The organism is Variovorax sp. YR216 (assembly GCF_900107745.1).
Taxonomy (GTDB): domain Bacteria; phylum Pseudomonadota; class Gammaproteobacteria; order Burkholderiales; family Burkholderiaceae_C; genus Variovorax.
In genome coordinates this window covers 1-23,270 of record NZ_FNRO01000011.1, presented here as the reverse complement: position 1 = coordinate 23,270, position 23,270 = coordinate 1, and the positions used below count along the sequence as shown (strand labels likewise).

Sequence of the window (23,270 nt, the reverse complement as noted above, 5' to 3'; positions counted from 1 at the left end):
TGCAGAGTCCTGCACGTCGAACACCGCTCACGCCGTCAGCGTCCGCTGCCGGCACTCCACCCCACCCTCGCCCCACGACACGGCCCGCCAACGGCTGCGCCGCGGCGTTTCGCATTGAAAGCCCATGTCCAGCTTCAAGTCCTTCTTGCGCGCAGGCCACGGCCCGACGTTGTTCGCGGCCTTCCTGTACTTCGCCTTCTCGTGCTGCATCTGGGTGCTCAATGGCGCGATGGCGCCGTTCATCGGCGAGACCTTCAACCTGTCGCCGGCGCAGAAGGGGCTGATGCTGTCGGTACCGATCATTGCGGGCGCGCTGATGCGCTTCCCGCTCGGCGTGCTCGCGCAATACATCGGCCGCAAGAAGGCCACGCTGGTCGAGATGGGCCTGATCGCCGTCGCGATGCTGTTCGGCTTCTTCATGGTGCACACCTTCAACGACCTGCTCGCGATGGGCGTGCTGCTGGGCATCGCGGGCGCGAGCTTCGGCGTGGCGCTGTCGCTCGGCTCGGGCTGGTTCCCGCCGCAGCACAAGGGCCTGGCGATGGGCCTCGTCGGTGCGGGCAACGTGGGTACCGCGGTGTCGGTGCTGGTCGCGCCGCCGCTGGCGCAATGGCTGGGCTGGCAGAGCGTCTACGGCATCGCGGCGGTCGCGATCCTGGTGCCGATGATCGTGATGGTCGTCTGCGCGAAGGAACCGCCGGACGTCGACAGCCACGCGAGCTTGCGCGAACACATCGCCTGCCTGTTCGAGAAGGACGGCTGGGTGTTCAGCCTGATCTACGGCGTGACCTTCGGAGGCTTCATCGGCCTCACGACCTTCCTGCCCTCGTACTACTACGACCAGTTCGGGGTGAGCAAGGTGCAGGCCGGGCAGCTCACGATGCTGGCTGCCTTCATGGGTGCGGCGGTGCGCGTGATCGGCGGCTGGATCTCCGATCGTTGGGGCGGTGTCAACACGCTCACGCTGGTGCTGCTGGTGGTGGCTGTCGCGCTGGTGCTGGTCGGCTTCTCGTCGGGCTCGCTGGCGATCACCACCCTGCTGCTGATCGTCTGCTTCGCGGCACTCGGCGCGGGCAACGGGGCCCTGTTCCAGCTCGTGCCGCTGCGCTGGCCCGCGACCACCGCGGTGGCCGGCTCGATGATCGGCGAGATCGGCGCGCTCGGCGGCGGGCTGGTGCCGAATGCCATGGGCCTGTCGAAGCAGTACCTCGGCAGCTACACCTGGGGCTTCGTCTTCTTCGCCGTGCTCTCGGTCGTGATGCTCGGCGTGATGCGCGTCATGCAGATCCGCTGGACGCGCACCTGGGCCGAGAAAGGCGGACGCGCCCGCGCGACAGTGCATGCGCCCGCGCCGGCTCACGCGCCCAAGCGCACTCCCAAGGCACGCAACGCGTGAGCAAGGCGAACGTCATGACGCACGAAGATTCAGCGCGGAAGGAAAAGCAGCCAGAAGGCAAGCAGCGCGTTGAGCAGCACCGACACGGCCAGGGCAATCTTGTAGAGCGCCGCCGGATCGCGGTGGATCAACGGCGTGGCGCTCGGCGCGCTGACGGGTCTCGCGGCGCCGCGCTCCAGCGCGAGCAGCATCTCCTCGGCGGTCTCGAAGCGCTGCCTGGGATCGCGTGCGACCGCCTTGCACACCAGGTGGTCGAGCCAGATCGGCACGTCGGGACGGATGCGCGACAAGGCGACCGGATCGCGCCGGTAGCGCGCGGACTGGTAGGGCTCGATCTCGCCGTAGGGCAGACGCCCGGCCAGCCACTGGTAGAGCGTGACGCCGAGCGCGAACAGGTCGCTCGCCGCATCGGCGCCCTGCCCGTCCCACTGCTCGGGGTTGATGTAGCTCGGCGTGCCGGCATGCAACTCGCGCTGGGCCTCGCCTTCGCGCCCGGAAAGCGCCACGCCCAGATCGAGGATGCGCCAGTGTCCGTCCTCGCCGAGGTGCAGGTTGCCGGGCTTGATGTCGCGATGCACCACCCCATGACGGTGCAGGCGGCCCAGCGCGCGGGCGACTTCGATGGCTGCGGCGACAACTTCGGCGACCGCGCCGCGCGGCTGCGTCTTCCGGATCTGCTCCAGCGTGCGCCCGCCGTGCCAGTCGAAGACGGTGTAGAGCGCACTCGCACCGGGCGCGCGTTCGTGCACTCGCACGAAGCCGCCATCCGCGCGCGTGCTGACGCGCAGGCCGAGCCAGGCTTCGTGCGCGAGCATCGCGCGCTCCTGAGGATCGCTGGCACGAGCGGGGTGCAGGGTCTTGAGCGCGACCAATTTGCGCGTCCCCTGGTCGCGCGCCTGGTAGAGCAGATGAATGCCGGTGTCGGCCACCAATGCGGTCACCACGTAGCCATCGATGGTGTCGCCCACCTTCAGCACGGGCGGCGGCGCGAGCCGGCGAACGTCGCCGAGTTCGTCGTCGAGCTGGCGCGCGTCCAGACCCGTGATGCGAATCACCAGCGCAGTTGCGTTGTCGCGCGTGCCGGCGGCCAGCGCGACGCGCACGAGCGCATCGCTCGCTTCGGCCGCATTGCCGCGCAACGCGATCTCGGCGAGATGCTGCGGCTTGAGCACCCCGTGCACGCCGTCAGAGCTCAGCACGAAGCAATCGCCGACGCGCACATCGCCCTGCACGTAGTCGACACGCACCAGATCGTCGAGGCCGATCGCGCGCGTCAGGCGGCTGCGCAGGTCGGGATGGTCGAACGCATGGTCCTGCGTCAGCGGTGCGGCGGGCTCGCCGTCCTGCCGCACGCGCCATGCGCGGGTATCGCCGACGTGCGCGAGCGTGTAGCTCTGCCCGTGCAGAACCAAGGCGGTGAGCGTGGTGAGCGCCGCACCGCCGCCTTGGCGACGGCGGTTGTGGTCGGCGAGCCAGGAGTTCTGCGCGCCGATCAGGCGGTCCAGTGCGGCCGTCGGCTCCCAGGTGTCGGGCGTCGCGAAGTAGTCGCCCAGAAGCCCCATCACCGTGGTCTGCGCGGCTTCCAGGCCCCGGCCGCCGGTCGAGACGCCGTCCGCAATGGCGGCGATCAGCCCACGCGCCTCCTCGCCCTTCGGCGCACGCACCGCGCCCGCGAAGTCCTCGTTGACGTCGCGCGGTCCGCGCTCGCTGCTGTAGCCGATGTCCACCTCGAAACTCATGGCGCGATTCTCCACGCGCGCCGTGGCCACGCGATTGCTTGATTCAGGAAAGGTTGAGCCCCATGAAGAAGATGAAACTCGTGATGATCGGCAACGGCATGGCCGGCGTGCGCACGATCGAAGAGCTGCTCAAGATCGAGCCCGAGCTCTACGACATCACCGTGTTCGGCGCGGAGCCGCATCCCAACTACAACCGCATCCTGCTGTCGCCGGTGCTCGCGGGCGAGCAGACGATCGACGAGATCGTCCTCAACAGCTGGGAGTGGTACGCCGAGAACAACATCACCCTGCATGCCGGCAAGAAGGTGGTCGAGGTGGACCGCGTCCGGCGCATCGTGCGCGCCGAAGACGGCACCGAGGCCGCCTACGACCGCCTGCTGATGTGCACGGGCTCCAACCCTTTCATGCTGCCGGTGCCGGGCAAGGATCTCAAGGGCGTGATCGCCTACCGAGACATCGCGGACACCGACTACATGATCGAGACGGCGCGCACGCACAAGAACGCGGTGGTCATCGGCGGCGGCCTGCTGGGCCTCGAAGCGGCGAACGGATTGATGCTGCGCGGGATGAACGTCACCGTGGTGCACGTCATGCCCTGGCTGATGGAGCGCCAGCTCGATGACGTCGCCGGCAAGATGCTGCAGAAGTCGCTCGAAGACCGCGGCCTGAGCTTCCTGATCGGCGCGCAGACGCAGGAACTGGTCGGCGGCGACGACGGCCGCGTGAAGGCGATCCGCTTCAAGGACGGCACCGAGGTCGCGGCCGATCTCGTGGTGATGGCGGTCGGCATCCGCCCCAACACCGAGCTGGCGGAAAAGATCCACCTGCACGTCAACCGCGGCATCGTGGTCACCGACACCATGCAGACCGTGACCGACCCGCGCATCTACTCGGTCGGCGAATGCGCGGCACATCGCGGCATCGCCTATGGGCTGGTCGCGCCGCTGTTCGAGCAGGCCAAGGTCGCGGCCAACCACCTGGCCCACTTCGGCATCGGCCGCTACCAGGGTTCGCTGACCTCGACCAAGCTCAAGGTCACCGGCATCGACCTGTTCTCGGCCGGGGAATTCATGGGCGGCGAAGGCACCGAAGAGATCGTGATGAGCGACCCCTTCGGCGGCGTCTACAAGAAGCTGGTGATCAAGGACGACAAGCTGGTCGGCGCCTGCCTCTACGGCGACACGGTGGACGGCAGCTGGTACTTCAAGCTGCTGCGCGACGGGCGCAGCGTGCACGACATCCGCGACAAGCTGATGTTCGGCGAGTCGAACATCGGCGACACCGGGCACGAAGGCCACAGCAAGGCCGCGACGATGCCCGACGAGGCCGAGGTCTGCGGTTGCAACGGTGTCACCAAGGGCACGATCTGCAAGGCCATCAAGGACAAGGGCCTGTTCACGCTCGAAGAGGTCAAGAAGCACACCAAGGCCAGCGCCTCGTGCGGATCGTGCACCGGGCTGGTGGAGCAGATCCTGATGTTCACCGCCGGCGGCGACTACTCCGCGGCCCCGAAGAAGAAAGCCATGTGCGGCTGCACCGACGTGAGCCACCAGGACGCGCGCGACGCGATCCGCAAGGAGCACTACCTGACGCACGACGAGGTCTACCGCAACCTCGGCTGGCGCACGCCGAACGGCTGCTCGAGCTGCCGGCCCGCCATCAACTACTACCTGATCTCGACCTGGCCCAAGGAGGCGAAGGACGATCCGCAGAGCCGCTTCATCAACGAGCGCAGCCACGCGAACATCCAGAAGGACGGCACCTATTCGGTGATCCCGCGCATGTGGGGCGGCCACACCACGCCCGACGAGTTGCGCCGCATTGCCGACGCAGCGGACAAGTACAAGATCCCGACGGTCAAGGTCACGGGCGGGCAGCGCATCGACCTGCTGGGCGTGAAGAAGGAAGACCTGGAGAACGTCTGGAAGGATATCGGCATGCCCTCCGGCTTCGCCTACGCCAAGTCGCTGCGCACGGTGAAGACCTGCGTGGGCAGCGAGTGGTGCCGCTTCGGCACGCAGGACTCGACGCAGATGGGCAAGGATCTGGAGCGCGCGCTGTGGGCGATGTACTCGCCGCACAAGGTCAAGCTCGCGGTGTCGGGGTGCCCCCGCAACTGTGCCGAATCGGGCATCAAGGATGTTGGTGTGATCGGCGTCGACTCGGGCTGGGAGATCTATGTCGGTGGCAATGGCGGCATCAAGACCGAGGTGGCGCACTTCCTGGTCAAGGTGAAGAGTTCCGAGGAGGTGATGGAGTACGCCGGCGCCTTCCTGCAGCTCTATCGCGAGGAAGGCTGGTACCTGGAGCGCACGGTGCACTACATCGGGCGCGTCGGCCTCGACTACGTGAAGAAGAAGATCCTCGAAGACGCGGAAGGCCGCAAGGCGCTCTGGGAGCGGCTCCAGTTCGCGCTCGACGGCGAGCCCGATCCGTGGTTCGCGTCGGCGGAAGCCTCGGTCGACGTGCGGCAGTTCAAGCCCGTGGCCGTGATCCACCCCGCCGCACAACCGGCCTGAAAGGAACCACGATGAGCGAATGGAAAGTGATCTGCCGCGTCGACGACATCCCGGTGCTCGGGGCGCGGCGCGTGAACCGGCCGGTGGGCGTCGATGTGGCGGTGTTCCGCAATTCCGAGAACGAAGTCTTCGCGCTGCTCGACCGCTGCCCGCACAAGGGCGGCCCGCTGAGTCAGGGCATCGTCTTCGGCACCAGCGTCGCGTGCCCGCTGCACAACTGGTCGATCGGCCTCGACGACGGCTGCGCGAAAGCGCCCGACGAAGGCTGCACGCCGCGCTTTGCGGTGAAGGTGAGCGATGGCGTGGTGCACCTGGACGCACAGGAACTCGAATCGCACGCGATCGATCTGCCGAAGCCGGTCGCCGGCCCGAAGCACACGATCGAAGTCTGAGGGCCGACCCATGAAGGAAACACGCTCGACCTGCCCTTACTGTGGCGTGGGCTGTGGCGTGATCATCGAATCCGATGGCGCGCAGATCACCGGCGTGCGCGGCGATCCTGCGCATCCCGCCAACTTCGGCCGGCTGTGCACCAAGGGATCGACGCTGCACCTCACCGCCAGCGCCGCGGTCACGATGCAGACGCGCCTGCTGCGCCCGATGCAGCGCGCCACGCGCGGCTCGACGCCGGAACCGATCAGCTGGGACGGCGCGCTGGACCTCGCGGTCGAAAAGTTCGCGCAGGTCATCCGCGACCACGGACCGGACGCGGTCGGTTTTTATGTGTCCGGCCAGTTGCTGACCGAGGACTACTACGTCTTCAACAAGCTCGCCAAGGGGCTGGTCGCGACCAACAACATCGACACCAACTCGCGCCTGTGCATGAGCAGCGCGGTCGCGGGCTACAAGAAGACGCTGGGCGCCGATGCGCCGCCCGCCTGCTACGACGACCTGAAGCACGCGCAGTGCCTCTTCATCGTGGGCAGCAACACCGCATGGGCGCACCCGATCCTGTTCCGCCGCATCGAGGACGCGAAGGCGGCGAATCCGGCGATGAAGATCATCGTGGCCGATCCGCGCCGCACCGACACGGCGGAGATTGCCGACCTGTTCCTGCCGATCCAGCCGGGCACCGACGTGATGTTGTTCAACGGCATGCTGCACCTGATGCTGTGGGAAGGCTGGACCGATGCGCGCTACATCGCCGAACACACCAGTGGATTCGATGCGCTCAAGGCCACGGTGCGGGACTGCACGCCGGATCGCGTCGCGCAGGTCTGCGGCATCTCGAAGGAGGACCTGCTCGAAGCGGCGCGCCTGTTCGCGACGTCGCCCGCCACGTTGAGCCTCTACTGCCAGGGCCTCAACCAGTCGTCGTCGGGCACGATCAAGAACGCGGCGCTGATCAACCTGCACCTTGCAACCGCGCAGATCGGCAAGCCCGGCGCGGGCCCGTTCTCGCTGACCGGGCAACCCAACGCGATGGGCGGGCGCGAAGTGGGCGGGCTCGCCAACCTGCTGTCGGCGCATCGCGATCTCGCGAATCCGCAGCATCGCGCCGAGGTTGCGGCGTTCTGGGGCATCGCCGATGTGCCGGAGAAGCCCGGCAAGACCGCCGTCGAGATGTTCCAGGCGGCGGCCGACGGCGAGATCCGCGCGCTGTGGATCGCCTGCACCAACCCCGCGCAGTCGATGCCCGACCAGGCGACCGTGCGCCGCGCGCTCGAGCGCTGCGAGTTCGTGGTGGTGCAGGAAGCCTTCTCGACCACCGCGACCTGCGCGTACGCCGACCTGCTGCTCCCGGCCACCACCTGGGGCGAGAAGGACGGCACGGTCACCAACAGCGAGCGGCGCATCTCGCGCGTGCGGCCGGCGGTCTCCGCGCCCGGCGAAGCGCGCAACGACTGGGCGATCGGCGTGGACTTCGCGCGCCGGCTGGAAGAGCGCCTGGGCCGCACGCAGACGCTGTTCCCCTACGACACGCCCGAATCGGTCTGGAACGAGCACCGCGAGACCACCCACGGCCGCGACCTCGACATCACCGGCATGAGCTACGCGATGCTCGAAGCCGCGCCGCAGCAATGGCCGCTGCGCAAGGGCGAGACCGTGGGCCGCGCCCGGCTCTACGAAGACGGCATCTTCCCGACGCCGGACGGCCGCGCCCGCTTCGCCGACACGCCCTACAAGCCCGTCGCGGAGGCACGCGAAGCGCGCTACCCGTTCTCGCTGAACACCGGGCGCCTGCGCGACCAGTGGCACGGCATGAGCCGCACCGGCACGCTGGGCCGCCTCTTCGGCCATGCGGCGGAGCCCACCCTGCAGATGCATCCGCAGGACATGGCGCGCCGCCAGATCGCGGAGGGCGACCTCGTCCACGTCACCTCGCGGCGCGGCTCGATCGTGGTGCCGGTCGCCGGCAGCACCGAGGTCGGCCTGAGCCAGGCGTTCATCGCGATGCACTGGGGCGGCGAGTACCTGAGCGGGTCGTCGAGCACGGGCACACCGCTCGCGGGCGTGAACGCGCTGACCACTTCGAGCTACTGCCCCGATTCGAAGCAGCCGGAGCTGAAGCACGCGGCGGTCAAGATCCTCAAGGCCGAGCTGCCGTGGTCGCTGCTCGCGGCGGCGTGGCTGCCGCAAGGGACTTCGCTGGAGGTCGCGGTCGCGCTGCGCGAGCTGATGCGGTCCTTCCCCTTTGCGAGCTGCGTGCCCTTCGGCAGCGGCGCGGCGCTCGGCGGCGATGGCCAGGAGCGCGCCGGCGTGCTTTTCCGGGCAGCGGCGTATGAAGCGCCGCCGGATGCGCTGCTCGCACAGATCGAGAACCTGCTGTCCCTCAGCGGCGCGGAAACGCTTCGCTACGCCGACGCACGACGCGGCCAGCGCCGTGCGGTCAGGCTGGTGCGCAGCGGCGCCGACGCCTACCTGGAAGGATTCCTCCTCGGCGGCGACACGCGGGCCGAGGCGTGGATCAAGGCCCTGCTGCAGGACCGCCTGCCGGCACAGGCCTATGGCCGCCAGCTCCTGCGCCCCGGCGCGGCGGCGCCCGGCAATGTGGCGTCCAAGGGCAAGATCATCTGCAGCTGCTTCGGCGTGACGGAGACGGCGATTGCCGGACAGCTCGCCGCATCGGGCGGATCGGACGAAGAGCGGCTGGCGGCGCTCCAGGGTTCGCTCAAATGCGGAACCAACTGCGGTTCGTGCGTGCCCGAACTCAAGCGCATGGTGCGCGCCAGCGCCCCGCCGGCCGTCGCGGTGGCGCCATGATCAGTCCCGCCGCGATCGCGGAAGCAGACCTTCCTGCGGGGCGGGGCATAAGGACGCCCGCTTTGCGGCATAAGCCTTGCGGGACAATCCCCACACCCATGGGAATCAGCCACTACATCAAGGAAATCGGCCGCGGCGCGCGCGGCGCGAAGCCGCTCGAGCGCGAGCAGGCGTGCGACCTGTTCGGCCAGGTGCTGGACGGCACGGTGAGCGATCTCGAGATCGGCGCCTTCTGCCTCGCGATGCGCATCAAGGGCGAGACGCCGGAGGAGCTGGCCGGCTTTCTCGATGCGACGCATGCGCGGCTCAACCGCTTTCCCGCGACCGGCCGGCCGCTGGTCGTGCTGCCCAGCTACAACGGCGCGCGACGCCTGCCGGTGCTGACGCCGCTTCTCGCACTGCTGTTGGCGCGCGAAGGGCTGCCGGTGCTGGTGCATGGCACGGCGACCGAATCGGCGCGCGTTCTCGCATCCAATGTGCTCGCGGGGCTCGGCGTGCCGGCCCTCACGGCCATTCGCGCGATCGACGATGGCGAAGTCGTCTTCGCACCGACCGAACTGCTCTCGCCCGGGCTCAAGCGTCTGCTCGACGTGCGGCGCGTGGTCGGCCTGCGCAACTCCGGCCATAGCGTGGTCAAGCTGATGCAGCCGACCGCCGGCGAATCCGTGGTGATCGGCAGCTACACCCATCCCGAATACGCCAGGTCGATGGCCGCCACCTTCGAGCTGATGGGCATGACCGCCCTGCTCTCGCGCGGCCTCGAAGGCGAAAGCGCGGCCGATCCGCGTCGAACCGCGCAGATCGACGGCTTCGTGCACGGACGGCACGTCGCCTTGCAGGAACAGCAGCCGGGCACGCAGGGCGACGTGCCGGGGCTTCCGAAGGACATCGACGTCGACACCACGGTGGACTACACGCGCCGCGTGCTGTCCGGCGAAACACCCGTGCCCCATGCCATCGCGCAGCAGGTCGCGCAGATCGTCCAGCTCGCCAACCTCGCCCAACAGACACAGCCGCAAGAGACGGAGATCCGATGAACACCAACTCCCCCCAAGGCACCTGCACATTGGTCGGCGCCGGCCCCGGCGACCCCGAACTGCTGACGATCAAGGCCGTCAAGGCGATCCAGGCGGCCACCGTGCTGCTGGTCGACGACCTGGTCAACGACGAGATCCTCGCCTATGCACGGCCCGACGCACGCATCATCCACGTGGGCAAGCGCGGCGGCTGCCGCAGCACGCCGCAGGCTTTCATCGAGCGGCTGATGATCACCGCGGTGCAGGAAGGCGAAACCGTGGTTCGCCTGAAAGGCGGCGACCCGTTCATCTTCGGCCGCGGCGGCGAGGAGGTCGAGCACCTGCGCGAAGCCGGCATCGAATGCACCGTGGTCAACGGCATCACCGCCGGGCTCGCCGCGGTCACTGCGCTGGGCGTGCCGCTGACACATCGCGATCATGCGCAGGGCGTGGTGTTCGTCACCGGCCACGCCAAGACGGGCCATTCGGCCGCCGAGAACCCGACCGACTGGCAACAGCTCGCCGCGACGGCGCGAGATGCGCGGCTGACGCTGGTCATCTACATGGGCGTCTCCGGCGTGGCTCACATCCAGAACGAGCTGCTGCACGGACTGCCCGGCGACACGCCGGTGGCCGTGATCCAGCATGCGAGCCTGCCGCACCAGCGGCACATCACGAGCACGCTGTCGTGCCTGCGCACGGACCTCACCGCCGCCGGGCTCGGAAGCCCGTCGGTGATCGTCGTGGGCGACGTGCTGCAAGGGCTTGCGGCTGCGGGCGTATCCGTCACCCGCTTCGGCACCTGATGTCGGACGGTCAGAAGTCGTTCGACGCCATCGTCATCGGCGCAGGCGCCGCAGGCCTCTTCTGCGCTGCGCAGGCGGGGCAGCGCGGCGTGAAGGTGCTGCTGCTCGACCACAACGACCGCATCGCCGAGAAGATTCGCATCTCCGGCGGCGGGCGCGCCAATTTCACCAATCGCGATCTGGACGTGCGCGCACCTCAGCGGCACTTCATCGGCGACAACCCGCATTTCTGCCGCTCGGCGCTGTCGCGCTATGCACCGCAGCAGTTCATCGACATGGTGCAGCGGCACGGCATCGCCTACCACGAGAAGCACAAGGGGCAGCTCTTCTGCGACGGCTCTTCGCAGCAGATCATCGACATGCTGCTGGCCGAGTGCCGGGCCGGCGGCGTCGAGCACTGGCAGCCCTGCAGCGTGGGCGCGATCGGCTGGTCGGATGACGGCGGCTATCAGGTCGAGACCGGCCGCGGCGCGGTTCGCGCACCCCAGCTGGTGATCGCGACCGGCGGTCTTTCGATCCCCCAGATCGGCGCGAGCGACTTCGGCTACCGGATGGCCGAACAGTTCGGACTGCGCGTGGTCACGCCGCGCCCGGCGCTGGTGCCGCTGACGTTCGGCGGCGAAGGCTGGGCCCCCTATGCCGGGTTGGCGGGCCTTTCCCTGCCGGTGCAGATCGAAACCGGCAGCAAGAAGGAGCGGATGCACTTTCTCGAAGACCTGCTCTTCACGCATCGAGGGCTTTCCGGCCCTGCGGTTCTGCAGATTTCGAGCTATTGGCGGCCCGGCTCGCCGCTCACGATCGACTTCGCGCCCGGCACGGACGTCGCCGAAGCGCTCGGCGAGGCCAAGCGGCAGTCCCGCAAGCGCATCGCCAACGAATTGGCCACGCTGGTGCCGTCGCGACTCGCCGATGCCTGGGTGGGCGAGGATGCGGCGTTGCAGCGACCGATCAACGAGGCCGCCGATCGTGCGCTGGCCGCCCTGGCGGAGCGCATCGCCCGATGGCAGATCACGCCGACGGGCACGGAGGGCTACAAGAAGGCCGAGGTCACCGCGGGCGGCGTCGATACACGCGACCTGTCCTCGCAGACCATGGAATCGAAGCAGCCGGGCCTCTACTTCATCGGCGAGGTGGTCGACGTCACCGGCTGGCTCGGCGGTTACAACTTCCAGTGGGCGTGGGCGAGCGCACATGCTTGTGCGGAAGCACTGTCGCTGAAAAGCAAAGCTCAGGCTATAATGACGGGCTAACTTTGGCCTCCCCTCAACGGCCGCACCCATTTTTCAGTTGAGGAACCCGGCTTGGGTGCCGATCTTGCCCGCGCCAAATTCAACCGATTCACTAAATGACCACCATCCGCGTAAAAGAAAACGAGCCCTTCGACGTCGCGCTGCGCCGCTTCAAGCGCACCATCGAAAAGCTCGGCCTGCTGACCGACCTGCGTGCCCGCGAGTTCTACGAAAAGCCGACCGCCGAGCGCAAGCGCAAGAAGGCAGCTGCCGTCAAGCGTCATTACAAGCGCGTGCGCAGCATGCAGCTCCCCAAGAAGCTGTACTGATCACCCGCTGCGCTGGCCAGGCGCCAGTGCCCGGTTCAGCTTCAGCTCCTTCCCCGAGCCGCGCCAGGATTGCCTGCCGCGGCTCTTGTTTTTTCACCGCCAAGGAAAGCCAGACATGAGCCTCAAGGACCAGATCAACGAAGACATGAAGACCGCGATGCGCGCCAAGGACTCCGAGCGCCTGGGCACCATCCGTCTGCTGCTCGCCGCCATGAAGCAGAAGGAAGTCGACGAGCGTGTCGTGCTGGACGACGCCATGATCGTTTCGATCGTCGACAAGCTGGTGAAGCAGCGCAAGGACTCGGTCGCCGCGTTCACCCAGGGCGGCCGCATGGATCTCGCCGACAAGGAAGCCGCCGAGATCAAGGTGCTGGAGGTGTACCTGCCGCAGCGGATGAGCGCCGACGAAGTCGCCGTGGAGGTGAAGGCCATCGTGGCCGAGCTCGGCGCCAAGGGCCCCGGCGACATGGGCAAGGTCATGGGTGTCGTGAAGACGCGCCTCGCCGGCAAGGCTGACATGGGCCAGGTCAGCGCTGCGGTCAAGGCCGCACTGTCGGGCGCCTCTGCATGACGAAGCGCCCGGTCCTCAAGGCCTGCGCCTGCCTGGTGGACGATCAGGGCCGCCTCCTGGTCTTCCATCACCCCGAGGACCGTGGCATGCAGCTCCCGAAGGGCACGATCGAGCCCGGCGAAGCCCCGGAAGATGCGGTGCGCCGGGAGCTGCTGGAGGAATCCGGCATCGACTACACCGGGGAACTGGAGCCGCTGGGCACCATCGATCGCTACTGCGAGGCGGGCATCGAGGGCAACAAGCACCGGCATCCGCAGCTCTGGCACCTGTTCCTGATGAGAACGCAGGAGGTTCTGCCGGAAACCTTCGACCACGTGGCCATGGGCAGCCCCGAGGAAGACGGCCTCGTCTTCAGCTTCAGCTGGCTGACGCACGACGCGCCCCTCGATGCCTTCGCCGAACCCTATGCGCGGGCGATCTCCCGGGTGCGGCAGCTTCTTCAGGCCGCACCGCCGCCCGCGTGGACGTGACAACAGCCCCCTGGCGCGGCGCGGACGCCGTCTTCGACCAGCTGGAAGGCGCCTGGGATCTGGACCGGACCATCGAGAACCAGGCCACGATGACCGGCATCGCCCTGTTCGAGCGACAGCATCCCGATGTGCTGACCTACCGCGAAGAAGGCCGTGTCCGACTGGCCGGCGGCAAGGTGCTCGACGCGTCCCGCGAATACCGTTTCGAGCGCGCTCCCGGCGGCTTCACGGTGTTCTTCAACGAAGCGCCGCCCCGCCTCTTCCACCACATCGAACTCCAGCGGCAGGGCGATGCGTTCGGCGGCCTGGCCACGCACCTGTGCTCGCCCGACACCTACGACAGCAGCTACCGCTTTCTGGTCGACGGGACTTTCGTCATCTGCCACACCGTGCGCGGCCCCCGCAAGGACTACGTTTCAGCGACGGTGTTCAAGCGACGCTAGGCGCCTCAAGCCGCGCTTCCGTTCAATCGCGGCCGAGCCGCCAGCTGGGCATGCCCCGCATCACGGTCTGCACGACCACGGCACAGATGCCGCACTTGACCAGGTCGCCGGGAATGAAGATCAGCATGGCCAGCGCGGCCTGCGACAGCGACATGTGGGCCACGAACGACAGCCCGACGATTCCGAAGGCATAGACCACCACGATCCCGCCGATCACCGAGGACAAGAAGCTCGTCGCCAGCAACCCCTTGCCCGTGGAGTCGCCGAGGCGAGGCACCAGCAGGCGCATCAGCAGGCCGCAGGCGAAGGCGCCGAACATCCAGCCGAACAGGAAGCCCGAGGTCGCGCCCACGAACACGCCGAGTCCACCGCGCCCGCCGGGCAGCAGCGGCAGGCCCAGCGCCACAGCGAGCAGGAAAAGCGCCATCGCGAGAAAGCCGCGGCGCGGCCCCAGCAGGCAGCCGGCCAGCATCACGCCAAGCGATTGCAGCGTGATGGGCACGCCGAACGGCAGGTCGATCTTGGGAATCAGTCCCAGCACTGCCATCAACGCCGCGAACAGGGCGATGTGAGCGAGGGATCGCGAAGACGAGGTGCCGGCGTGGGGGTTTGCGGGCATGGGAAGCAGCTTTCAAGGAAGGGTTTGAACGAATCACCGGCCGAGCCGTGCAGCCAGTGCGTCGGCCACACGGTCAGCGGTCTGAAGGGTGCGGATCGTCATCGGCGCCAGGAGCCGCATTCCGCCGCCCCGGCCGGCGCGAGCGCGGTACGCGTCATCGAGGCGATGCCACTGCGCATGGAAGTTCTCTGCGAAGCGCAGCATGAGGCCCAGTGCGAGCGCGACGCGCCCGGTCGGCACGCCGATGCGCTGCAACGGACGCATGACGGCCTCGAGCACGGCCAGCAGGTCTTCGAAGCGCGTGGTCAGCGTGAGCATCAGCGCGAGCACTGCCGCACTCCCGAGGCGCAAGGCGCTCGCCGCGCCTTGCGCGGTCGTGCCCATCACCCAGTGGAAGAGAACGATCAGTCCGCCCGCAATGGCCACCCCGCCCAGCATCCGGAAGCTGCGCCACGCGGGCGCCCCCAGCGACATGAAGATCGAAAGCGCCAGAACGCACCCAGCGATCAGGTACGCGGGCCGCTCGATCCACACCAGGATCGTGCCGCAGATCGACAACAGCGCGAGCTTGATCCAGGCCGGAACGCCGTGCATCCAGGTTGCCTGCGCCGAATAGAGACTACGCATGGCTGCCTCGCTCTGCCTCTGCTCGCGCACGCTCCCGCACGTCAGCCGCGTAGGCTTCACAGACCGCGCGGCCGGGGCCATCGACACGCACGCGGCCCTCTTCCAGCCACAGCACACGTTCGAAGTCATGCACATGCTCGAGCAGATGGGTCGACAGGATGATCTGCTGCCGAGACGCATCGATCTGAGCGGCGAGCCGCGACTGGCTCGGCAAATCGAGGCTTGCGTAGGGTTCGTCGAGGAGCAGCGTCTGCGGCTCGCTGATCTGGAGCGCCATCAGGCAGACCTGCTGGCGCTGGCCCTGGCTCAATTCGCCGACGGAGCGGCCAGCCCACGCGGACAAGCCGCGCCCGGCCAGGAAGTCGAGCGCCCGCTGCCGCGCCGCCTGGCGCGTTTCACCACGCGCGGTGAGGCTGAAGACCAGCTCCTCGGCCACGGTCGGGAAAATGATCTGGTCGTCGGGGTTCTGGAACAGCAGCCCGACCTGTCCCGGCGACGCGGAGCCGGACAGGATCACGTGGCCCTGCTGCGGCTTGTCGAGCCCGCTGATCAGGCGGAACAGACTGCTCTTGCCCGCGCCGTTGTCGCCGATCAGCCCGATCCTCGATTCCCGCAGGTCCAGCGTCAGCCCTTCGAAGATTCGCTGGTGACCCCGCACCAGCGTGACGTCCTCGATGCGAACGCCGCTGCCGACGCCATCCTCCGGCAGGATGGGCTGCCGCGCCGGCCAGGCGCCGCCGCGCGCCAATCTCAGCTCCCCGCGACCTTCATCCGGTTGACGAGCAGGGAACCCGTCGTCTTCGCGCCGTAGTTGTAGGCATCGGCGCCGACGGCCTCGATGCCGAGCAGCATGTCCTTGAGGTTGCCGGCGATGGTGATCTCCTGCACCGGATAGGCGATCTTCCCGTTCTCGACCCAGAAGCCGCTCGCGCCGCGCGAATAGTCGCCGGTCACGTAGTTCACGCCCTGCCCCATCAGTTCGATCACGAACAGGCCCGTGCCGAGCTTGGCCAGCATCGCATCCAGATCGTCGCCCGGTTGCGTGAGCCGCGACGTCAGCGTCAGGTTGTGCGAGCCGCCGGCATTGCCGGTGGTCTTCATCCCGAGCTTGCGCGCCGAATAGGTGCTCAGGAAATAGCCTTCGAGGCGGCCGCCGTCGACCAGCTTGCGCTTGCGCGTGACCACGCCCTCGTCGTCGAAGGGCGAACTGCCCTTGCCGCGGCGCACATGCGGGTCTTCCACCACATCGACGTGCGACGGCAGCACCTGCTTGCCGAGCGAGTCGAGCAGGAAAGTGCTCCGGCGATAAAGCGCCCCGCCGCTGGTCGCCTGCACGAGCCCGCCAAGCAGGCCGGCCGCGAGCGGCGATTCGAACAGCACCGGGCATTCCGTGGTCTTGATCTTGCGGGACTTCAGCCGGCTCAGCGCGCGCTCGGCTGCATAGCGCCCGACGGCCTGCGGGCTCGCGAGCTCATCGGCAGAACGCATGGAGCTGTACCACGCATCGCGCTGCATGTCGTCGCCCTTGCCGGCGATCGGCGCCACCGAGATCGAATGGCGCGAACTCGCGTAACCACCGCGGAAGCCGCGCGTGTGGGCGCTGAAGAAATGGCTCTGCTGCGCTGAAACGCCCGCGCCTTCGCTGTTGGTGATGCGCTTGTCCGTGGACAGCGCGGCGGCTTCGCACACCAGCGCGAGCTCGGCCGCCTGTTCGCTGGTGATGTCCCAGGGGTGGAAGAGGTCGAGATCGGGATGATCCTTGGCGATATCTTCCTCTTCGGGCAGGCCGCTGACGGGGTCCTCGGCCGTGAAGCGCGCGATGTCATAGGCCGCCTGCACGGTCTGCGCGACTGCTGCTTCCGAGAAGTCGGATGTGCTCGCGTTGCCGCGCCGATGGCCGATATAGACCGTCACGCCCAGCGACTTGTCGCGATTGCGTTCGACGTTCTCGAGCTCGCCCTTGCGCACCGACACACTCAGGCCGCAGCCTTCGGACGCCTCGGCGCCCACGTCGGTGGCGCCGAGCTTCCTGGCATGGGCCAAGGCTGAGTCGACCAGGTTTTCGAAGAAGGAACGGCTGTAGGCGAAGCCGGATTCGGCGCGCGAGGAAGGTGTGCTCATGTGTTGGCTATGATACTTGCCCCCTTTCCGGACGCGCGGCACACACCCGGTTCGAGGAGAGGCCTACGATTGTCTCTATGTCCCGCAAACCCAAAAAAGGCTACTTCGTCCGCGGCCAATTCGTCGCCGAAGGCAGCGAACTCGACCTCGAGCTCAAGCGTGAACTCAAGGGCACTGAAGCGGCGAGCAAGACCGATCTCAAGCGCGAAAGCGCCGAACTCCAGTCGCTCGGCGAAGCCCTGCTGACGCTGCGTGCCGGTCTCTTCGACAAACTCGACCTCGGCGACAAGCTGCGCGACGCCATCGCCGACGCCCGGCGCATCACCAACTTCGAAGGCAAGCGCCGGCAGATGCAGTTCGTCGGCAAGCTGATGCGCGGGCTGGATGAGTCGGTCGTCGAAGCGGTGCGCGTCGCATTGGCCGAACAGAACCGCGGCCCGGCCCAGGAAGCCGCCGCGCTGCACGAGGCCGAGCGCTGGCGCGACCGCCTCATCGCCGACGACGACGCGCTCGGCGGCTGGATCGAAACGCACCCGGGCACCGATGCCCAGCAATTGCGAGCGCTGGTGCGCCAGGCGCGCAAGGACATGAAGTCCGGCCCCCCCGGCGAAGCCCCGCGCCAGGGCAAGGCGTACCGCGAGGTGTTCCAGCTCGTGCGCGAGCAGCTGCGCGTGCATGGCACTGAGGATCACGCCGCGGAGGCTGCCGAACAATCCCGAGAGGAAGACGCATGACTGGCACTGGCTTCGATCCAGTACGCATCGGGATCGTCTCGATCAGCGACCGCGCATCGAGCGGCGTCTATGAAGACAAGGGCCTGCCGGCCCTGCAGGAGTGGCTGCAGCGCGCGCTGCGCAATCCGATCACCTTCGCTTCGCGGCTGATCCCCGACGAGAAGGAAGGCATCAGCGCCGCGCTGGTTGAACTGGTCGACGCCGGCTGCTCGCTGGTGCTGACCACCGGCGGCACCGGCCCGGCGCTGCGCGATGTGACCCCTGAAGCCACGCTGGCCGTGGCGCACAAGGAGATGCCGGGCTTCGGCGAACAGATGCGGCAGATCAGCCTGCGCTTCGTGCCGACTGCGATCCTGTCGCGGCAGGTGGCGGTGATCCGCCACAAGAGCCTCATCATCAATCTGCCGGGCCAGCCCAAGTCGATCGCCGAGACGCTCGAAGGGCTGAAGAACCCGGACGGCACGCAGGCCGTGCCGGGCATCTTCGCCGCGGTGCCCTACTGCATCGACCTGATCGGCGGGCCGTACCTCGAGACCGACGAATCGGTCTGCAAGGCGTTCCGGCCCAAGTCGGCGATCCGCGCGCCGAAATAGGCCGGGGTTCGGCTCATCAAGCCAGCGTGTAGGCGGTCTTCACCGTGGTGAAGAACTCCTGCGCATAGCGGCCCTGCTCGCGCGGGCCGTAGCTCGATCCCTTGCGGCCACCGAAGGGCACGTGGTAGTCCACGCCGGCGGTCGGCAGGTTCACCATCACCATGCCCGCCTGGCTGTGGCGCTTGAAGTGCGTCGCGTACTTCAGGCTGGTGGTCGCAATGCCGGCCGAGAGGCCGAACTCCGTGTCGTTCGCGGTCGCGAGCGCCTCTTCGTAGTTCTTCACCTTGATGACGCTCGCCACCGGGCCGAAGATCTCTTCCTTGTTGATGCGCATCGCCGCCACCGATTCGCTGAAGAGGGCCGGCGACATGTAGAAGCCGTCCGTGTCGAGCTTGAGCCGCTCGCCGCCCGCGGCCAGCGTCGCGCCTTCCTTCTTGCCGATCTCGACGTATTCCAGATCCTGCTGCAACTGGCTGCCGCTGGAGACCGGGCCGATGTCGGTGCCCTGCGCGAGCGCATCGCCGACCTTGATCTTCGCCATGCGCGCCTTCATCGCCTCGATGAACTTCGGGTAGATGCCTTCGGTGACGATGAGACGGCTCGAGGCGGTGCAACGCTGGCCGGTGGAATAGAACGCGCTCTGCACGCTGAGCTCCACGGCTTGATTGAGATCGGCATCGTCCAGCACCACCTGCGGGTTCTTGCCGCCCATCTCCAGCTGGACCTTCTTGCCGCGGGTCGCGCACTGCACCGCGATGTCGCGGCCCACGCCCACCGAGCCAGTGAAGCTGATCGCATGGATGCCGGGATGCTGGACCAGCGCATTGCCGATCACGCTGCCGCGGCCCATCACGAGGTTGAAGACGCCGGCCGGGATGCCCGAGCGGCTGATGATCTCGGCCAATGCCCAGGCGCAGCCCGGCACCAGGTCGGCGGGCTTGACCACCACGCAGTTGCCGAAGGCCAGCGCCGGCGCGATCTTCCAGGCGGGGATCGCGATGGGGAAGTTCCATGGCGTGATCAGGCCGACGACGCCGACCGGCTCGCGCGTGATCTCGATGCCGATGCCCGGGCGCACCGAGGGGATGACTTCACCCGAGAGGCGCAGGCACTCGCCGGCAAAGAACTTGAAGATCTGGCCGGCGCGCGTGGCTTCGCCGATGCCTTCGGCTTTCGTCTTGCCTTCTTCACGTGCAAGCAGGGTGCCCAGCTCTTCCTTGCGCGCGAGGATCTCGCTGCCGATCTTGTCCAGCGCTTCGGAGCGCGCCTGCACGCCGCCGGTGGACCAGGCGGGGAAGGCGGCGGTAGCAGCCGCAACGGCGGCATCGACTTGGCCGGCATCGCCTTGGGCGTACTCGCCCAGCACGTCCGCGAGGTTGCTCGGATTGGTGTTCGCGCTGTAGCTGGCGCCGGCGGTCCATTCGCCGTTGATGAGGTTGTCGAATTTCTGCATGGCGGTGTCCTTGGGGAATCGATCAAGAAGAAAAAGGCGGCCCGGCCCTGAAGGAGCCGGCCGCCGCCGTACTGACAGGCCGGTCTGCAGCTTACTGCGGACCCAGCTTCGCGATCAGCGTTTCGAGCGCCTGGTATTCGTCGGCCTTGAGGTCGGTCAGCGGCGTGCGCACCGGGCCTGCGTCGTGGCCGACGATCTTCGCGCCGGCCTTCACGATGCTCACCGCGTAGCCCTGGCCCTGGTTGCGGATCGCAAGGTAGGGCATGAAGAAGTCCCTCAGCAGGCGGTGCTGCGTCGCGGTGTCGTCGGTGGCGACGGCGCGGTAGAACTCCATCGCGGTCTTCGGGATGAAGTTGAAGACGGCCGACGAATACACCGGCGTGCCGAGCGCCTTGTAGGCCGCGGCATAGACCTCCGCGGTCGGCAGGCCGCCGAGGTAGGCGAAACGGTCGCCCATCTTCAGGTAGATGGAGCTCATCAGCTCGATGTCGCCGATGCCATCCTTGAAGCCCACGAGGTTCGGGCAGCGCTCGGCCAGCTTGGCGAGCGTTTCGGGATAGAGCTTGCTCTGGCCGCGGTTGTAGACGATGACGCCGAACTTCACGCTCTTGCAGACCGCTTCGACGTGCGCGGCGAGGCCTTCCTGGCCGGCTTCGGTGAGGTAGTGCGGCAGCAGCAGGATGCCGTGCGCACCAGCCTTCTCGGCCGCTTGCGCACACTGGATCGCGAAGCGCGTCGGGCCGCCGGCGCCCGCGATGATCGGCACCTTGCCGCGGCAGGTCTCGACCGCGGTCTGGATGATCTCGGGGTACTCGTCGCCGGTCAGCGAGAAGAACTCACCGGTGCCACCGGCCGCGAACAGTGCGCTCGCACCATAGGGCGCCAGCCATTCGAGGCGTTCGATGTAGCCCTTCTTGTTGAAGTCGCCGTTCGCGTCGAAGTCGGTCAGCGGGAACGACAGCAGGCCGGAGCCCATGATGGACTTGAGTTCTTGTGGATTCATGGTGAGCAGTGATAAGTAGTGGTCAGTGGAAAAAGCGGGTGCAACCCAACCCAGGAATCCCGCGGAACCGGCTTCGCCGGCCCGCCGGGATTGCCCCCGGAAAGGGGGTGTCCGAGCCACACGAAGTGGGCGAGGCTGGGGGTGAACGAAATCAATCCAGCTTGATTTGCGCGGCGTTAACAACCTTTGCCCAGCGGGCACGTTCCTTGTCGAAGAACTGGTCCTGCTCGGGCGGCGTCATCGTCACGACTTCGGCGCCCTGACCTGCGAGGCGCGAGCGCACGTCGGTCGAGCGGATGATCGCGATCAGTTCCTTGTTCAGGCGCTGCACCACCGCTTCGGGCGTGCCGCGCGGCACCAGAACGCCTTGCCAGGTGCCGGATTCGAAGCCGGGCACACCCTGCTCCGCGATGGTCGGCACTTCGCCGATCAGCGGCATGCGCGTCGGCTTGGAAACGCCGAGCACCTTGAGCTTGCCGCTCTGCACATGGGGCCAGGTCGCGAGCATGCCGTTCATCAGCACCTGGGTCTGGCCGGCGACGGTGTCCTGTACCGCCTGCACGCCGCCCTTGTAGGGCACGTATTGCCAGCGCGCGCCGCTTGCACGTTCCAGCGCGACACCGGCGAGATGCGGCGCGCTGCCGGTGGCGGTCACCGCGAAGTTGAGATCGGATTTCTTCGACAGCGCGATCAGTTCCTTGAGGTTGCTGGCCTGCACCGAGGGGTGCACCACCAGCAGGTGCGGTGAATAGGCCAGCATGGTCACGCCACGCAGGTCCTTCGACGGATCGAACGGCAGCTTGGTGTAGACCGAGGGGCTGATCGCCAGCGCGCCGACGTCACACAGCAGCACCGTGTAGCCGTCGGCCGGCGCCTTGGCGACGTAATCGGCACCGAGATTGCCGTTGGCGCCCGCCTTGTTCTCGACGATGACGGACTGCTTGAGCGCCTCGGACAACTGCACGCTGATGATCCGCGCAATGATGTCTGACGACCCGCCGGGCGGATACGGCACCACGATGCGAATCGGCTTCGAAGGCCAGGCGTCGGCGGCACGCGCCGCGCCGGTGGTCATCAGGCCTGCGCCGAGCGCGCCGAACATGAGTTCACGGCGGTTCAAGGTCATGGGTGTCGTCTCCAGATGCAATCGAATTGAATGACGACAGACTTGACAGTCAATCGTCGTCAGTCATCGTACAACTAGTTTGAAGCGAAGTCCAGCGTTTCGGACAATCGGCGTCAAGCCGACGGCGCAGGACCGGAAGCAGGCGCCGCGTCCGAAGCCGGGGCACCACCGGGGGCGCTGCTGCGCGCCGCCTCCTGCGCGATGCGCAGGCGCTCGCGGCTGTTCGTCAGGTGGATGCGCATCGCGGCGCGCGCGGAGTCCGGATCGCGCCGCGCGATCGCCGCGTAGATCTCCTCGTGCTCGCGGTTCACGCGCGTCAGATATTCGCCGCGCCGGTCGTGGTTGCGGATGGCGTTGATGCGCGTGCGCGGAATGATCGTGGTGCCCAGGTGGCTCATGATGTCCGCGAAATAGGGGTTGCCTGTCGCCTGCGCGATTTCCAGGTGAAAGCGGAAATCGGGCGCCACCGTGTCCCCCGCCACTGCCACATTGCGCTCGAAATCGTCAAGTGCTTCGCGCATCGCCGCGAGCTGGTCTTCGGTGCGGCGCGTGGCGGCCAACCCGGCGGATTCGGTCTCCAGGCTGATCCGCAACTCGAGCACCGCAAGCACATCGACGGAGGCCGCGAGCTCCGATGCATCGAGCCGGAACATCCCCGCCGCCTTGGGCTGCAGCACGAAGGTGCCGATGCCGTGGTGTGTTTCGACCAACCCCGCGGCCTGCAGCTTGGAGAGCGCCTCGCGAACCACGGTGCGGCTGACGCCGTAGGCCTGCATGATGGCCGACTCGGTCGGCAGCTTGTCGCCCGGCCGCAGTTGCTGGCTGCGAATCTTCTCGCCGAGATCGTCGACGAGCCCATGCGCCAGGCCTCGGCCTCTTCGGCGCGGACTGGCGCCGAAAGCGGGTTGATCTGCGGTTGAGGTTGACCCCGTTGACAGGTTCGACATGGCGTGATGATAATCGCCGCGCTGTTGTACGACAACCGATAACTTACGACAAGAGATCCGGAAATTCCATGAGCGAGACAACCTCTTCCAAACATGTTCCCCGCCTGCTGCTCACCGGCGCCGCGGGCGGCCTCGGCAAGGTGCTTCGCGAGCGCCTGCGCCCCTACGCCGACATCCTGCGTCTTTCGGACATTGCTTCACTCGCCCCGCCCGCGGGCCCTCATGAAGAGGTCGTGCCCTGCGACCTCTCGGACAAGAAGGCGGTCGATGCGCTCGTGGCCGGCTGCGACGCCATCGTCCACCTGGGCGGCGTTTCGGTCGAGCG

At 67.5% G+C, this 23,270-nt stretch carries 23 protein-coding genes; 14 read left to right on the top strand and 9 right to left on the bottom strand.

Annotated features, from left to right (window positions below; translation table 11 throughout):
• The first annotated feature begins 124 nt into the window (after positions 1–124).
• Positions 125–1,396 (top strand): MFS transporter, encoded by a 1,272-nt coding sequence (locus BLW05_RS23345; RefSeq protein WP_093165956.1) that lies wholly within the window; start codon positions 125–127, stop codon positions 1,394–1,396.
• Positions 1,397–1,425: 29 nt separating this feature from the next.
• Here the strand turns inward: BLW05_RS23345 and BLW05_RS23340 are convergent, their stop codons facing one another.
• Complete coding sequence (locus BLW05_RS23340; protein ID WP_093166105.1) at positions 1,426–3,135, bottom strand: bifunctional protein-serine/threonine kinase/phosphatase; 1,710 nt, start codon at positions 3,133–3,135, stop codon at positions 1,426–1,428.
• A 62-nt stretch (positions 3,136–3,197) separates the two neighbouring features.
• On the opposite strand from BLW05_RS23340, the gene nirB reads away from it, so the two are divergent.
• The 10 genes from nirB to BLW05_RS23290 all read left to right on the top strand — a co-directional run bounded on the left by nirB (position 3,198) and on the right by BLW05_RS23290 (position 13,722).
• On the top strand, positions 3,198–5,654 hold the full coding sequence (gene nirB, locus BLW05_RS23335) for a nitrite reductase large subunit NirB (protein ID WP_093165955.1): 2,457 nt from the start codon (positions 3,198–3,200) through the stop codon (positions 5,652–5,654).
• 11 nt (positions 5,655–5,665) lie between these two features.
• Positions 5,666–6,046: a nitrite reductase small subunit NirD gene (nirD, locus tag BLW05_RS23330; RefSeq protein ID WP_093165954.1), complete on the top strand. Its 381-nt coding sequence runs from the start codon at positions 5,666–5,668 to the stop codon at positions 6,044–6,046.
• 10 nt (positions 6,047–6,056) lie between these two features.
• Positions 6,057–8,858: a nitrate reductase gene (locus BLW05_RS23325; RefSeq protein ID WP_093165953.1), complete on the top strand. Its 2,802-nt coding sequence runs from the start codon at positions 6,057–6,059 to the stop codon at positions 8,856–8,858.
• 98 nt (positions 8,859–8,956) lie between these two features.
• The gene (gene ybiB / locus BLW05_RS23320; RefSeq protein ID WP_093165952.1) at positions 8,957–9,895 is read left to right on the top strand and encodes a DNA-binding protein YbiB; all 939 of its coding nucleotides are present in this window, start codon (positions 8,957–8,959) and stop codon (positions 9,893–9,895) included.
• Complete coding sequence (cobA, locus tag BLW05_RS23315; RefSeq protein ID WP_093165951.1) at positions 9,892–10,680, top strand: uroporphyrinogen-III C-methyltransferase; 789 nt, start codon at positions 9,892–9,894, stop codon at positions 10,678–10,680. The genes ybiB and cobA overlap by 4 nt, the downstream gene beginning before the upstream one ends.
• Positions 10,680–11,930: a BaiN/RdsA family NAD(P)/FAD-dependent oxidoreductase gene (locus BLW05_RS23310; protein WP_093165950.1), complete on the top strand. Its 1,251-nt coding sequence runs from the start codon at positions 10,680–10,682 to the stop codon at positions 11,928–11,930. Before cobA ends, BLW05_RS23310 begins: the two co-directional genes overlap by 1 nt.
• Positions 11,931–12,025: 95 nt before the next feature.
• Positions 12,026–12,238 carry a 30S ribosomal protein S21 gene (gene rpsU, locus BLW05_RS23305; protein WP_007833691.1) on the top strand — a complete coding sequence of 71 codons (213 nt, stop codon included), beginning with the start codon at positions 12,026–12,028 and terminating at the stop codon, positions 12,236–12,238.
• A gap of 115 nt (positions 12,239–12,353) precedes the next feature.
• The gene (locus tag BLW05_RS23300) at positions 12,354–12,809 is read left to right on the top strand and encodes a GatB/YqeY domain-containing protein (RefSeq protein WP_093165949.1); all 456 of its coding nucleotides are present in this window, start codon (positions 12,354–12,356) and stop codon (positions 12,807–12,809) included.
• Positions 12,806–13,279, top strand: a complete 474-nt coding sequence (locus BLW05_RS23295; protein WP_093165948.1) for an NUDIX domain-containing protein — start codon at positions 12,806–12,808, stop codon at positions 13,277–13,279. The genes BLW05_RS23300 and BLW05_RS23295 overlap by 4 nt, the downstream gene beginning before the upstream one ends.
• Positions 13,276–13,722, top strand: a complete 447-nt coding sequence (locus BLW05_RS23290; protein WP_256330459.1) for a DUF6314 family protein — start codon at positions 13,276–13,278, stop codon at positions 13,720–13,722. The genes BLW05_RS23295 and BLW05_RS23290 overlap by 4 nt, the downstream gene beginning before the upstream one ends.
• A 22-nt stretch (positions 13,723–13,744) precedes the next feature.
• On the opposite strand, the gene BLW05_RS23285 is transcribed toward BLW05_RS23290, so the two are convergent.
• From BLW05_RS23285 to pmbA, 4 genes are read right to left on the bottom strand one after another with little or no spacing between them, the layout of a single operon-like run.
• Positions 13,745–14,341 (bottom strand): biotin transporter BioY, encoded by a 597-nt coding sequence (locus BLW05_RS23285; RefSeq protein ID WP_093165946.1) that lies wholly within the window; start codon positions 14,339–14,341, stop codon positions 13,745–13,747.
• Positions 14,342–14,374: 33 nt separating this feature from the next.
• Positions 14,375–14,968 carry an energy-coupling factor transporter transmembrane component T family protein gene (locus BLW05_RS23280; RefSeq protein WP_093165945.1) on the bottom strand — a complete coding sequence of 198 codons (594 nt, stop codon included), beginning with the start codon at positions 14,966–14,968 and terminating at the stop codon, positions 14,375–14,377.
• Entirely contained in the window at positions 14,961–15,680 is a 720-nt protein-coding gene (locus BLW05_RS23275) for an energy-coupling factor ABC transporter ATP-binding protein (protein ID WP_093166104.1), read from the bottom strand. Before BLW05_RS23275 ends, BLW05_RS23280 begins: the two co-directional genes overlap by 8 nt.
• Positions 15,681–15,718: 38 nt before the next feature.
• On the bottom strand, positions 15,719–17,089 hold the full coding sequence (pmbA, locus tag BLW05_RS23270) for a metalloprotease PmbA (protein WP_093165944.1): 1,371 nt from the start codon (positions 17,087–17,089) through the stop codon (positions 15,719–15,721).
• Positions 17,090–17,166: 77 nt separating this feature from the next.
• On the opposite strand from pmbA, the gene yjgA reads away from it, so the two are divergent.
• The gene (yjgA, locus tag BLW05_RS23265) at positions 17,167–17,823 is read left to right on the top strand and encodes a ribosome biogenesis factor YjgA (RefSeq protein ID WP_093165943.1); all 657 of its coding nucleotides are present in this window, start codon (positions 17,167–17,169) and stop codon (positions 17,821–17,823) included.
• A complete protein-coding gene (mog, locus tag BLW05_RS23260; protein WP_093165942.1) occupies positions 17,820–18,416 on the top strand; it encodes a molybdopterin adenylyltransferase in 597 nt (198 codons plus the stop codon). Before yjgA ends, mog begins: the two co-directional genes overlap by 4 nt.
• Positions 18,417–18,432: 16 nt before the next feature.
• On the opposite strand, the gene BLW05_RS23255 is transcribed toward mog, so the two are convergent.
• From BLW05_RS23255 to BLW05_RS23240, 4 genes are all read right to left on the bottom strand, one after another.
• The gene (locus tag BLW05_RS23255; RefSeq protein ID WP_093165941.1) at positions 18,433–19,869 is read right to left on the bottom strand and encodes an aldehyde dehydrogenase family protein; all 1,437 of its coding nucleotides are present in this window, start codon (positions 19,867–19,869) and stop codon (positions 18,433–18,435) included.
• 91 nt (positions 19,870–19,960) lie between these two features.
• The gene (gene kdgD / locus BLW05_RS23250) at positions 19,961–20,872 is read right to left on the bottom strand and encodes a 5-dehydro-4-deoxyglucarate dehydratase (protein WP_093165940.1); all 912 of its coding nucleotides are present in this window, start codon (positions 20,870–20,872) and stop codon (positions 19,961–19,963) included.
• 151 nt (positions 20,873–21,023) lie between these two features.
• The gene (locus BLW05_RS23245) at positions 21,024–21,998 is read right to left on the bottom strand and encodes a Bug family tripartite tricarboxylate transporter substrate binding protein (protein WP_093165939.1); all 975 of its coding nucleotides are present in this window, start codon (positions 21,996–21,998) and stop codon (positions 21,024–21,026) included.
• Positions 21,999–22,111: 113 nt separating this feature from the next.
• On the bottom strand, positions 22,112–22,945 hold the full coding sequence (locus BLW05_RS23240) for a FadR/GntR family transcriptional regulator (RefSeq protein ID WP_093165938.1): 834 nt from the start codon (positions 22,943–22,945) through the stop codon (positions 22,112–22,114).
• A 68-nt stretch (positions 22,946–23,013) separates the two neighbouring features.
• On the opposite strand from BLW05_RS23240, the gene BLW05_RS23235 reads away from it, so the two are divergent.
• A partial coding sequence (locus BLW05_RS23235) for an NAD-dependent epimerase/dehydratase family protein (RefSeq protein WP_143044902.1) occupies positions 23,014–23,270 on the top strand: 257 nt, incomplete at its 3' end.